This window comes from Pseudomonas sp. R11F (assembly GCF_050312575.1).
GTDB lineage: Bacteria > Pseudomonadota > Gammaproteobacteria > Pseudomonadales > Pseudomonadaceae > Aquipseudomonas > Aquipseudomonas palleroniana.
This window is the reverse complement of sequence record NZ_JBNPJU010000057.1, coordinates 126493-139097: the sequence shown is the minus strand read 5'-3', so window position 1 is coordinate 139097 and position 12605 is coordinate 126493. Positions and strand designations below refer to the sequence as shown.

Genomic DNA, 12605 nt, shown 5'->3' with positions numbered 1-12605 from the left:
GGTGCTCCTTAGAAGCCTAAACTGGACAGCAAATCGTCTACGTCATCTTGACCGGATACGACGTCTTCACGTTTATCGGCATGAATCTGCGGACCTTCACCCTTGGCGAGATGTTTTTGTGGATCTTTTTCCGAAAGGATCGCTGCGCGGTCATGTTCGATACCGGCAAAGCGGTCGACCTGGCCGGCCATCAGCACCAATTTGAGCAGGTTGCTTTCCACTTCGGTGACCAACTGGGTCACACGCTTGATCACTTGACCGGTGAGGTCCTGGTAATCCTGGGCCAGCAAAATGTCGTTGAGGTTGCTGGAAACCGTACGGTTGTCCTGCTCACTGCGCGACAGGAAACCTTCAACCCGACGCGCCAATTCACGAAACTCTTCGGCGCCCACTTCGCGACGCATGAAGCGGCCCCAGTCAACGCTGAGGGCCTGGGCTTCGTTGGCCATGCCGTTGACCAGCGGCGTGGCGTTTTCCACCAGGTCCATGGTGCGGTTGGCCGCCGCCTCAGTCAGCCTGACCACATAGGACAAGCGTTCGGTGGCATCGGTGATTTGCGAAATTTCTTCGGCCTGGGGCATGTGCGGGTCAATCTGAAAATTGACGATCGCACTGTGCAGCTCACGTGTCAGCTTGCCCACTTCCTGATACAGGCCGCGGTCACGCGTCTGATTGAGCTCATGGATCAACTGCACCGCGTCGCCGAACTGGCCTTTTTCCAGGCTTTCGACCAACTGGTGGGCATGTTTTTTCAGAGTCGACTCAAAGTCTTTCTGTGATGATTCTGTATGCTCCATAGCTCCCCCTGCGATGGCGTTAGCCGTGGATGCGCTCGAAGATTTTTTCGATCTTCTCTTTCAACGCCTGTGCAGTGAATGGCTTGACCACGTAACCGTTGACCCCGGCCTGGGCGGCTTCGATGATCTGTTCACGCTTGGCTTCGGCGGTCACCATCAACACGGGAAGGCTGCGCAATTTTTCGTCGGCGCGCACGTGGCGCAACAAGTCGATACCGGTCATGCCCGGCATGTTCCAGTCCGTTACCAGAAAGTCGATGCTCCCACTGTTGAGGATCGGGATCGCCGTAAGGCCGTCATCCGCCTCGACCGTGTTGGTGAACCCAAGGTCACGCAACAGATTTTTTATGATCCGCCGCATCGTTGAGAAGTCATCAACGATGAGGATTTTCATGTTCTTGTCCAATTCGACCTCCAAGCAGTCTTAAACGCGCCCAGCACCTGGACGCGCCATTTCAATCAACAGGCGTTACACAACAAAGGACTGCCCAGGGCACCACGGCACGACCCCGCAAAAGCCTTCGACTTTCGCGGCGCGTCTACAGTGTCCCCACACTGCCTGTCAGCGCGCGCGCCACTCCCCCAACCGCCCCCGCAAGCGGGCTGCGCACTGGCTATGCAGCTGGCTGACACGCGATTCGCTGACCCCCAGGACCTCACCGATTTCCTTGAGGTTCAGCTCTTCGTCGTAGTACAGCGCCAACACCAGTCGCTCACGCTCCGGCAAATTGGCAATCGCGTCCGCCAACGCCCTCTGGAAACGCTCATCTTCCAGGTCACGCGACGGTTCGAGATGTGCACTCGCGCCGTCCTCGTGCAGCCCTTCGTGTTCGCCGTCCTGTAACAGGTCGTCGAAACTGAACAGGCGGCTGCCCAAGGTATCGTTCAAAATCCCGTAATAATCATCGAGACTCAATTGGAGTTCGGCCGCAACTTCATGATCTTTAGCGTCACGACCGGTTTTTGCTTCAATTGCGCGAATGGCATCACTGACCATTCGCGTGTTGCGGTGTACCGAACGCGGCGCCCAATCCCCTTTACGGACCTCATCGAGCATCGCGCCACGGATACGGATACCCGCATACGTCTCGAAACTCGCACCCTTGCTCGCGTCATATTTGGTCGACACTTCGAGCAAGCCGATCATGCCGGCCTGGATCAGGTCTTCCACCTGCACACTGGCCGGCAGGCGCGCCAGCAAGTGGTAGGCAATGCGCTTGACCAAGGGCGCATAGCGCTCGATCAATTCGCCCTGGCTGTCACGTGCCGATTTCTTGTAAAGGTTATAGCCGCTGGCTGTCATAGCACCGGTCCTGCGCTCGTCTGATGCACCAATCGCTCGACGAAAAACTCCAGATGCCCCCGCGGGTTGGCAGGCAACGGCCAGGTATCGACCTTCTGGGCAATAGCCTTGAACGCCAACGCGCATTTGGAACGAGGGAACGCTTCATAGACCGCACGCTGCTTTTGCACGGCCTTGCGCACACACTCGTCATAGGGAACTGCGCCAACGTATTGTAAGGCGACATCGAGAAAACGGTCCGTGACCTTGGTCAACTTGGCGAACAGATTCCGGCCTTCCTGCGGGCTTTGGGCCATGTTGGCCAGCACGCGGAAGCGGTTCATGCCGTAGTCACGGTTAAGCAGTTTGATCAGAGCATAGGCGTCGGTGATCGAGGTGGGTTCGTCGCAGACCACCAGCAATACTTCCTGCGCGGCGCGCACGAAGCTGACCACGGATTCGCCGATCCCGGCGGCGGTGTCGATCACCAGCACATCGAGGTTGTCGCCGATATCGCTGAACGCCTGGATCAGGCCGGCGTGCTGCGCCGGGCTCAGGTGCACCATGCTCTGGGTGCCCGAGGCGGCAGGCACGATACGAATGCCTCCGGGGCCTTGCAGCAGCACATCGCGCAGCTCGCAACGGCCCTCGATCACATCGGCGAGGGTGTGTTTGGGTGTCAGCCCCAGCAGAACGTCCACGTTCGCCAGGCCCAGGTCAGCATCCAGCAGCATGACGCGACGGCCAAGTTCTGCCAGGGCCAGGGACAAATTCACCGACACGTTAGTTTTCCCGACGCCACCTTTGCCGCCGGTCACCGCGATCACCTGTACAGGATGCATGCTGCCCATTTTATTTCTTTACCTTGTCTTGCTTAGACGCAGGCTACACGGCTTGGTCGCGTGAATCGCTTGCAGACCATCAATGTAGATACATTTCACAGTGCTCATCCTGCCTCACCCCACCCGTTTTGCCGGGTTGTGGTAAAGGTCGGCGAACATATCAGCCATCGCTTCCTCGCTAGGCTCTTCTTGCATTTGCACGCTGACAGCACGGCTGACCAACTGATGACGACGCGGCAGATGCAAATCATCTGGAATCCGCGGGCCATCGGTCAGGTAGGCAACCGGTAATTCATGACCGATAGCCAGGCTCAACACCTCACCCAAGTTTGCAGTTTCGTCTAGTTTGGTGAGGATGCAACCCGCCAGGCCGCAACGTTTGTAGCTGTGGTACGCAGCGGTAAGAACCTGTTTCTGGCTGGTGGTTGCAAGCACCAGGTAATTTTTCGCCTTGATGCCACGCCCGGCCAGGCTTTCCAGCTGCATGCGCAGCGCCGGATCGCTGGCTTGCAGGCCGGCGGTGTCGATCAACACCACGCGCTTGCGCAACAGCGGGTCAAGGGCATTGGCCAGGGACTGGCCCGGGTCGACGTGGGTCACCGGCACATTGAGGATGCGCCCCAGGGTCTTGAGCTGTTCCTGGGCGCCGATACGATAACTGTCCATGCTCACCAGCGCGATACTCGACGCGCCGTACTTGAGCACATACCGGGCGGCCAGCTTGGCCAGGGTGGTGGTCTTGCCCATGCCGGCCGGGCCGACCATGGCGATCACGCCGCCCTCTTCCAGCGGTTCGAGCTCCGGGGTGACGATCATGCGGGCCAAGTGGGCCAGCAACATGCGCCACGCCTGGCGGGGCTCTTCGACCTCGGTGGTCAGCGCCAGCAGGTCGCGGGACAGCGGGCCGGACAGGCCGATACGCTGCAAGCGACGCCACAGGTTGGCCTGGTGCGGCTTGCTGCCTTGCAACTGTGTCCAGGCCAACGAACCCAACTGCACTTCGAGCAGTTCACGCAGGCCATTGAGTTCAGAGCGCATCGAGTCGAACACGCGCTGGTCGACCGCAGCCGCCGGGGCCGGCGCTGCGGGACGTGGCGGTTCAACGAAGGTCGGCTCGACCAGCGGCTCGGCGGCCGTCAGCGGCAGGCCGGCGAACAATTGGCGATTGGTGGTAGCGTCGCTGTCGCCACGCATGCTCAGCTCGGCCTGGGCCGACACAATGCGCGAGGCGGTCTTGCGCAACTCGTCTTCGAGTTCCATGTTCGGCACGCGCGGCGCCAACGCCTGGGGGGTGTAATCCAGGGCAGCCGTCAGCTCGACACCGCCGGCAATGCGACGGTTACCGATAATCGCGGCATCGGCGCCCAGCTCATCACGGACCAGTTTCATGGCCTGACGCATATCGGCGGCGAAAAAACGCTTAACTTGCATAACCCACTACCCTCAGCCGTTGGGCCCTACTGTCGCGACGATAGTCACTTGCTTGTTGTCAGGAATTTCCTGATAAGCCAAAACGTGCAAATTCGGTACTGCCAGGCGTCCGAACCGCGACAACATCGCTCGAACCGGCCCCGCCACCAGCAGAATCACCGGATGGCCCGCCATTTCCTGGCGCTGCGCCGCTTCGATCAACGAACGCTGGAGTTTTTCAGCCATGCTCGGCTCCAGCAGAACGCCCTCTTCCTGGCCTTGTCCGGCCTTCTGGATACTATTGAGCAATATTTGTTCCAACCTGGGCTCCAAGGTGATCACAGGCAGCTCAGACTCAATGCCTACAATGCTTTGCACGATGGCACGGGACAAGCCGACGCGTACGGCGGCCACCAGAGCGGCAGTATCTTGACTCTTGGCGGCATTGTTGGCGATGGCTTCCGCGATGCTGCGAATGTCGCGCACCGGCACTTGCTCGGCGAGCAACGCCTGCAGCACTTTGAGCAACTGCGACAGCGACAGCACCCCCGGCACCAGCTCTTCGGCCAGTTTTGGCGAGGCTTTGGCCAGCAACCCCATCAATTGCTGGACTTCCTCATGGCCGATCAGCTCATGGGAGTGCTTGTACAGAATCTGGTTAAGGTGGGTGGCGACCACCGTGCTGGCGTCCACCACCGTATATCCCAGGGATTGCGCCTGGCTGCGCTGGCTGACTTCGACCCACACCGCATCCAGGCCGAAAGCCGGATCTTTGGCGGTAATGCCATTGAGCGTACCGAACACCTGGCCGGGGTTGATCGCCAGTTCGCGGTCCGGGTAGATCTCGGCTTCGGCCAGGATCACACCCATCAGGGTCAGGCGATAGGCACTGGGGGCCAGGTCGAGGTTGTCGCGGATGTGTACGGTCGGCATCAGGAAGCCCAGGTCCTGAGACAACTTCTTGCGGACCCCCTTGATGCGCGCAAGCAACTGGCCGCCCTGGTTACGGTCCACCAGAGGGATCAGGCGGTAGCCCACTTCCAGGCCGATCATGTCGATCGGGGTCACGTCGTCCCAGCCAAGCTCCTTGGTTTCCTGGGCACGGGCCGGCGATGGCAACAGTTCCTGCTGACGGGCGATTTCCTGCTGAGCCAGGACCTTCACCTGGTTCTGCTTGCGCCAGAACAGGTAGGCAGCGCCGGCCGCCATGGCCGCCATGCTGAGGAACGACACATGCGGCATACCCGGCACGATGCCCATGATCGCCATAATCGCTGCCGCCACCGCCAGCGCCTTCGGCGAGGCGAACATCTGGCGGCTGATCTGCTTGCCCATGTCTTCGGAACCCGAAGCACGGGTCACCATGATGGCTGCGGCTGTAGATAACAACAGTGATGGCAATTGCGCCACTAAACCGTCACCAATGGTCAGCAAGGCGTAGACCTTGCCCGCATCACCGAACGTCATGCCGTGCTGGAAGATACCGACCGCCATGCCGCCGATCAGGTTGATGAACAGAATCAGCAAGCCGGCAATGGCGTCACCGCGCACGAATTTGCTGGCACCGTCCATGGAACCGTAAAACTCGGCTTCCTGGGCGACTTCCGCACGGCGCGCCTTGGCCTGGCCTTGGTCGATCAGACCGGCGTTGAGGTCGGCGTCGATGGCCATCTGTTTGCCAGGCATTGCATCGAGGGTAAACCGCGCGCTCACCTCGGAAATCCGCCCGGCACCCTTGGTCACCACCACGAAGTTGATGATCATCAGGATCGCGAACACCACGATACCGACCACGTAGTTACCGCCGATCACCACCTCACCGAAGGCCTGAATCACCTTACCGGCGGCGGCGTGACCGTCCTGGCCGTGCAGCATGACCACCCGGGTAGACGCCACGTTCAGTGCCAGGCGCAACAGCGTGGCAACCAGCAGGATGGTGGGGAAAACCGCGAAGTCCAGGGGCCGCAGGGCGTAGACGCACACCAGCAGCACCACGACCGACAGGGCAATGTTGAAAGTGAAGAACACGTCCAGCAAGAACGGCGGCATTGGCAACATCATCATTGCCAGCATCACCAGCAACAACAACGGCACCCCCAGATTGCCCCGCGAGAGGTCAGTCAGGGTGCCACGGGCCGTGCTGAGCATTTGAGAGCGATCCACCGGTATTCCTCGTGTCCCTTGAAGCAAAGTTTTGACGCTGGGAGGCGTCCTGCAGGCCGGGTTGCAAGAAGCCTTCCAACTTTTGCTTCAAGGGACAGATCGCCCTCAGCGAGGGCATGTTGCCGGATTTACGCGGGGCGCACGTTTTCCGCCTGAGGGCCTTTTTGCCCCTGGGTTATTTCAAACTCCACTTTTTCACCTTCGCCAATGGTTTTGTATCCATCACCTTGAATCGCGGAATAGTGGACAAAAACGTCACCCCCGCCACCCTCCGGAGTGATAAACCCGAAGCCCTTTTCCGCGTTGAACCATTTCACCGTGCCTGTTGCCATCGCCGTTCTCCTGACTTATCACTCAAGAACTCGCGGGATAACCCTGACGCCGACTGCATAAATACCGTCCGGTCGGTGTATCCCCTGAAATTCCACGTGCTGGCCCACCGCGAGCCGAATGCAGCGTGAACCGATGAGGTCCACTTTCACGTCGTCCGCACCTTTCAGGGCAATCAAACCTTTTCCGGACTGCGGGTCATAAGATTTGACCTTGCCTCTGAGTAGTTTCAAAACCATTCTCCCTGCATCTCGTTTACAGCCTGCGCGCAGTGCTTGAGGCAATAGAACCGCGAGGGGGCTTTGCTGACTACTGTCAAAGTTGACAGGTAGCGGGCATTCACGACGAGTGGTATGCAGCCCGCTCCTTCCGTCAAGGTTTGGCGAATTAGCGTGGCTTTCAGGAATCCCGACGCAATTCCGGCGGAATCGGCAAGTCCTTGAGGGGATCTGGACGCTTGCCCTTGCCCGCTCGGTATTGGCGGATCTGATAGACATACGCCAGCACCTGGGCCACGGCCAGGTACAACCCGGCGGGAATCTCTTGATCGAGATCGGTGGAATAGAAGATCGACCGCGCAAGCGCCGGCGACTCCAGCAGCAGGATGTCGTTGGCCACGGCGATTTCGCGGATTTTCAGGGCCGTGAAGTCGCTGCCCTTGGCCAGCAGCATCGGCGCGCCGCCCTTCTCCGGGTCGTACTTGAGCGCCACGGCGTAGTGAGTCGGGTTGGTGATGACCACATCGGCATCGGGCACCGCCGCCATCATCTTGCGCTGGGACATTTCGCGTTGCAGTTGCCGGATACGCTGTTTGACCTCGGGGCGTCCTTCCTGGTCCTTGTGCTCGTCGCGCACTTCCTGCTTGGTCATCAGCAGTTTCTTGTGGCTTTCCCACAGCTGGATCGGCGCATCCACCGCCGCAATGATGATCAGCCCGCAGGCCATCCACAGCGCACTCCAGCCCACCACTTGTACGCTGTGGATGATGGCTGACTCCAACGGCTCGTGGGCGATGCGCAGCAAGTCGTCGATATCGGACGACAACACCGTCAGCGCCACGAACAGAATCAGGATGAATTTGGCCAGCGCCTTGAGCAACTCAACCAGTGCCTTGCCGGAAAACATACGCTTGAGCCCCGGCCCCGGGTTCATCCGGCTGAACTTGGGCGCCATGCTGCCGGCGGCAAACAACCAGCCCCCCAAGGACACCGGGCCGATCAACGCCGCCAGCAGCAGCGTGATCAGCACCGGCTGCACCGCCAGCAGGGCGATCTTGCCCGAGTGCAGCAGGTACAGGCCCATGGCGCCGGGGCTCAGCAACACCTCACGGGGCAAGGCGAAGTTGAGCTTCATCAGCTCCATCAGGTCCAGCGCCAGGCCGCCGCCGTAGATCAACAGGCCACCGGCGCCGGCCAGCATCACGGCGAGTGTATTGAGCTCTTTGGAGCGGGCAATCTCGCCCTTTTCCCGGGATTCCTTCTTACGTTTCTCCGTGGGGTCTTCTGTTTTGTCCTGGCCACTCTCGCTCTCGGCCATGGCTCAGCGCGCCCGTGCCAGATCACGTAAGAACTGCAAGGCGTCGGTCGCCAGCGGTTGATACTGATTGAGAATGTCAGCCATGCCGACCCAGAAAATCCCCATGCCCAGCACCAGGGTCAGCGGGAAACCGATCGAGAAGATATTCAACTGCGGCGCCGCACGGGTCATCACCCCAAACGCGATGTTGACCACCAGCAGCGCGGTGATTGCCGGCAGCACCAGCAACAGCGAAGCGCCCAGCACCCAAGTCAGGCGACCGACCAACTCCCAGAAATGGTTGACCACCAACCCCGAGCCCACCGGCAAGGTGGTGAAGCTCTCAGTCATGACCTCGAACACCACCAGATGGCCATTCATCGACAGGAACAGCAACGTCACCAGCATGGTCAGGAACTGCCCGATCACCGCTGCCGACACGCCGTTGGTGGGGTCGACCATGGACGCGAAGCCCATGCCCATCTGGATCGAGATAATTTGCCCGGCGATCACAAACGCCTGGAAGAACAGGGTCAGCGAAAAGCCCAGCAATGCGCCGATCAGGATCTGCTCGGCAATCAGCAACAACGCGCTGAGGTCCAGGGCATTCACCGGCGGCATCGGCGGCAGCCCGGGGACAATCACCACGGTAATGGCAACGGCAAAATACAGGCGGATACGTCGCGGGACCAAGGTGGTGCCGAACACCGGCATGGTCATCAGCACCGCCGTCACGCGAAACATCGGCAAGATGAAAGACGCCACCCAGGTACTGATCTGGGTGTCGGTCAAAGCCAACACGGATTGCATGGGCAGGTCAGCCGATCAACTGCGGAATACTGCCGTACAACTGCAGGATGTATTCCATGAAAGTGCGCACCAGCCACGGGCCGGCGACAATCAGGGTGACCAGCATCACCAGCAGGCGCGGCAAGAAGCTCAAGGTCTGTTCGTTGATCTGGGTCGCGGCCTGGAACATCGCCACCAGCAGGCCGACCAACAGGCTCGGCACCACCAGCACGGCGACCATCATGGTGGTCAGCCACAGCGCTTCACGGAACAGGTCGACCGCAACTTCTGGAGTCATGCGCTATACCCCTCCGAAACTGCCGGCCAAGGTGCCGATAATCAGCGCCCAGCCGTCCACCAACACAAACAGCATGATCTTGAACGGCAACGAGATGATCAGCGGCGACAGCATCATCATCCCCATGGCCATCAACACACTCGCTACCACCAGGTCGATGATCAGGAACGGGATGAAGATCATGAAACCGATCTGGAACGCGGTCTTCAATTCGGACGTGACGAACGCCGGCACCAGGATGGTCAACGGGGCCTGATCCGGGGTGGCGATGTCGGTACGCTTGGACAAACGCATGAACAGCTCAAGGTCGCTGGAGCGGGTCTGCGAGAGCATGAAGTCCTTGATCGGCCCCTGGGCCTTGTCGATCGCGTCCTGGGCGGTGAGCTTTTCCGCCAGGTACGGTTGCAGTGCTTGCTGGTTCACCTTGTCGAACACCGGTGCCATGATGAACAGCGTCAAGAACAAGGCCATGCCGGTGAGGATCTGGTTCGACGGCGTCTGCTGCAGGCCCAGGGCCTGGCGCAGGATCGAGAAGACAATGATGATCCGCGTGAAGCTGGTCATCAGCATGACAAACGCCGGGATAAAACTCAGCGCGGTCATGATCAGCAGGATCTGCAGGCTGACCGAATACTCCTGCGCCCCGGCGGCATTGGTGCCCAGCGTGATTGCCGGGATCGACAACGGGTCGGCGGCCCACGCCAATGGCGCAGCCAGCAACAGCATGAGCGTCAATAAAACGCGCATTACTTCTTATCCTTCTGATCCTTGCCCAGCAACTCCATCAGGCGCTGGGCGAATTCTGGCGTGGCGGCCTCGGTCTTGGCCGCTTCCACCGGCGTCTTGAGCACATGCAGCGCAGTGATGCGGCCCGGTGTGATACCCAGCAGGATCTGCTCCTCGCCGACCTGCACCAGCACCAGGCGATCACGCGGGCCGAGGGCCCGCGAGCCGATCATCTCGATGACCTGACCATTGCCCGGGCCGATGCGCTGCACACGACGCATCAACCAGGCCAGCACGAAAATCAAGCCGACCACCAGCAACAACCCCAGCACCAGCTGGGTCAACTGGCCGCCGATGCCACTGCTGACCACGGGAGCCGCCGCCACTTGCGCGACCGGCTCCGCCGCCAGGGCGCTCAATGGCAGCGCCAGTAACAGTCCCGCCATCGAAGACTTCATATCAGCGCAACTTCTTGATGCGTTCGCTCGGGCTGATCACGTCGGTCAGGCGGATACCGAACTTCTCGTTGACCACCACCACTTCGCCGTGGGCAATCAATGTCCCGTTGACCAGCACGTCCAGCGGCTCACCGGCCAGGCGGTCGAGCTCGATCACCGAACCCTGGTTGAGTTGCAGCAGGTTGCGGATGTTGATTTCGGTACTGCCCACTTCCATGGAAATCGACACCGGGATGTCGAGGATCACGTCCAGGTTCGGCCCGTCGAGGCTCACCGGGTTGTTGTTTTTCGGCATGCTGCCGAATTCTTCCATGGGCAGGCGAGTGCCGGCGGATGAGCTGGCGGCGTCGGCGGCCAGCAGCGCGTCGATATCGTCCTGGCCTACATCGCCGGTCTCTTCCAGGGCTGCCGCCCATTCGTCAGCCAGAGCCTGGTCTTCGGCGGAAGTGTTTTCGTGTTCGGTAGCCATTACATGTCCTCGGCGAAGCAAACATTCATCAATAAATTAGGGCGGGTCAGCGGCGGTTGATCGGTTCGATCACTTGCAACGCCAGGTTGCCCTTGTGGGAACCGAGCTTGACCTTGAACGATGGCACACCATTGGCCCGCATGATCATTTCTTCGGGCAAGTCCACCGGAATGACGTCCCCCGGCTGCATGTGCAAAATGTCGCGCAGACGCAACTGGCGACGGGCGACGGTGGCGTTCAGCGGCACGTCGACATCCAGCAGGTCTTCGCGCAGGGCCTTGACCCAACGCTCGTCCTGATCGTCCAGGTCGGACTGGAAACCGGCGTCGAGCATTTCACGCACCGGCTCGATCATCGAATACGGCATGGTCACGTGCAGGTCGCCGCCACCGCCATCGAGTTCGATGTGGAAAGTGGAGACCACAATGGCCTCGCTGGGGCCAACGATGTTGGCCATGGCCGGGTTCACTTCCGAGTTGATGTACTCGAAATTGACTTCCATGATCGCCTGCCAGGCTTCCTTCAAGTCGATAAAGGCTTGCTCCAGCACCATGCGCACCACACGCAATTCAGTCGGTGTGAATTCACGGCCTTCGATCTTGGCGTGACGGCCGTCGCCACCGAAGAAGTTATCCACCAGCTTGAACACCAATTTAGCGTCAAGGATGAACAACGCGGTGCCGCGCAACGGCTTGATCTTGACCAGGTTGAGGCTGGTGGGCACGTACAGCGAGTGCACGTACTCGCCGAACTTCATCACCTGCACGCCGCCCACCGCCACATCCGCCGAGCGGCGCAGCATGTTGAACATGCTGATACGAGTGTAGCGGGCAAAACGCTCATTGATCATTTCCAGGGTCGGCATGCGTCCACGGACGATGCGATCCTGGCTGGTCAGGTCGTAGCTTTTGATGCTGCCGGGCTCGGCAGCCATGTCGGTCTGTACCAGACCATCGTCGACGCCATGCAACAGCGCATCGATTTCATCCTGGGACAGCAGGTCTTGCACGGCCATGTCGTGATCCTACTGCAATACGAAGTTAGTGAAGAGCGCCTGCTCGACCACGACTTTGCCGAGCTCTTTCTGGGCCACTTCCTGCACACTGGCAGTGACCTTCTGACGCAGCATTTCCTGGCCCACAGGGGTGGCCAGGGTGTCGAAGCTCTGCCCGGAGAACAGCATCACCAGGTTGTTGCGGATCACCGGCATATGCACCTTGAGGGCGTCCAGATCTGCCTGGTTACGCGCCAGCAAGGTGATGCTCACCTGCAGGTAGCGTTGATGACCGTTCTGATTGAAGTTGGCGACAAAGGCCGGAAGCATCGGCTCGAAGATTGCCGGTTGCTTGACGTTAGTGGCGGTTTCGGCGGCGGGGGCCGGTTTGCTGGCACTGCTGTGCATGATGTACCACGTGCCGCCAACAGAGGCGCCAATGGCCAGGAGCAGGCCCAGCACAATCACCAGGATCAGCTTGAGCTTGCCTTTGCCTGCGGGTGGAGTTGCTGCGTCGTCGCTCTTCGCCATG

The 12605-nt window shown here is 60.1% G+C and carries 15 protein-coding genes; all 15 read right to left on the bottom strand.

Features of this window, described 5'->3' with window-relative positions:
* Positions 1-8: 8 nt before the first annotated feature.
* Positions 9-797, bottom strand: coding sequence for a protein phosphatase CheZ (locus ACQRBV_RS16250; protein ID WP_060756018.1), 789 nt, complete (start codon positions 795-797; stop codon positions 9-11).
* Positions 798-816: 19 nt separating this feature from the next.
* Positions 817-1191, bottom strand: coding sequence for a chemotaxis response regulator CheY (locus tag ACQRBV_RS16245; protein ID WP_160385018.1), 375 nt, complete (start codon positions 1189-1191; stop codon positions 817-819).
* 168 nt (positions 1192-1359) lie between these two features.
* Positions 1360-2100, bottom strand: coding sequence for an RNA polymerase sigma factor FliA (fliA, locus tag ACQRBV_RS16240; protein WP_060756019.1), 741 nt, complete (start codon positions 2098-2100; stop codon positions 1360-1362).
* Positions 2097-2930, bottom strand: coding sequence for a flagellar synthesis regulator FleN (fleN, locus tag ACQRBV_RS16235; RefSeq protein ID WP_003192912.1), 834 nt, complete (start codon positions 2928-2930; stop codon positions 2097-2099). Before fleN ends, fliA begins: the two co-directional genes overlap by 4 nt.
* A 105-nt stretch (positions 2931-3035) precedes the next feature.
* Complete coding sequence (flhF, locus tag ACQRBV_RS16230; RefSeq protein ID WP_161549132.1) at positions 3036-4352, bottom strand: flagellar biosynthesis protein FlhF; 1317 nt, start codon at positions 4350-4352, stop codon at positions 3036-3038.
* 12 nt (positions 4353-4364) lie between these two features.
* Positions 4365-6479 carry a flagellar biosynthesis protein FlhA gene (gene flhA, locus ACQRBV_RS16225; RefSeq protein WP_218580543.1) on the bottom strand — a complete coding sequence of 705 codons (2115 nt, stop codon included), beginning with the start codon at positions 6477-6479 and terminating at the stop codon, positions 4365-4367.
* 143 nt (positions 6480-6622) lie between these two features.
* Complete coding sequence (locus ACQRBV_RS16220; RefSeq protein ID WP_104994421.1) at positions 6623-6826, bottom strand: cold-shock protein; 204 nt, start codon at positions 6824-6826, stop codon at positions 6623-6625.
* 397 nt (positions 6827-7223) lie between these two features.
* The gene (gene flhB, locus ACQRBV_RS16215; protein WP_060756024.1) at positions 7224-8360 is read right to left on the bottom strand and encodes a flagellar biosynthesis protein FlhB; all 1137 of its coding nucleotides are present in this window, start codon (positions 8358-8360) and stop codon (positions 7224-7226) included.
* A gap of 3 nt (positions 8361-8363) precedes the next feature.
* On the bottom strand, positions 8364-9149 hold the full coding sequence (fliR, locus tag ACQRBV_RS16210; protein WP_060756025.1) for a flagellar biosynthetic protein FliR: 786 nt from the start codon (positions 9147-9149) through the stop codon (positions 8364-8366).
* A gap of 7 nt (positions 9150-9156) precedes the next feature.
* Positions 9157-9426, bottom strand: a complete 270-nt coding sequence (gene fliQ / locus ACQRBV_RS16205) for a flagellar biosynthesis protein FliQ (protein ID WP_060756026.1) — start codon at positions 9424-9426, stop codon at positions 9157-9159.
* A gap of 3 nt (positions 9427-9429) precedes the next feature.
* Positions 9430-10173 (bottom strand): flagellar type III secretion system pore protein FliP, encoded by a 744-nt coding sequence (gene fliP, locus ACQRBV_RS16200; RefSeq protein WP_060756027.1) that lies wholly within the window; start codon positions 10171-10173, stop codon positions 9430-9432.
* Positions 10173-10610 carry a flagellar biosynthetic protein FliO gene (gene fliO, locus ACQRBV_RS16195; protein WP_161549131.1) on the bottom strand — a complete coding sequence of 146 codons (438 nt, stop codon included), beginning with the start codon at positions 10608-10610 and terminating at the stop codon, positions 10173-10175. The genes fliP and fliO overlap by 1 nt, the downstream gene beginning before the upstream one ends.
* A 1-nt stretch (position 10611) precedes the next feature.
* Positions 10612-11079: a flagellar motor switch protein FliN gene (gene fliN, locus ACQRBV_RS16190; RefSeq protein ID WP_104994424.1), complete on the bottom strand. Its 468-nt coding sequence runs from the start codon at positions 11077-11079 to the stop codon at positions 10612-10614.
* Between the two features lie 46 nt (positions 11080-11125).
* A complete protein-coding gene (gene fliM / locus ACQRBV_RS16185; protein ID WP_090369530.1) occupies positions 11126-12094 on the bottom strand; it encodes a flagellar motor switch protein FliM in 969 nt (322 codons plus the stop codon).
* A gap of 9 nt (positions 12095-12103) precedes the next feature.
* On the bottom strand, positions 12104-12604 hold the full coding sequence (gene fliL / locus ACQRBV_RS16180) for a flagellar basal body-associated protein FliL (protein WP_060756031.1): 501 nt from the start codon (positions 12602-12604) through the stop codon (positions 12104-12106).
* Between the last annotated feature and the right edge of the window lies 1 nt (position 12605).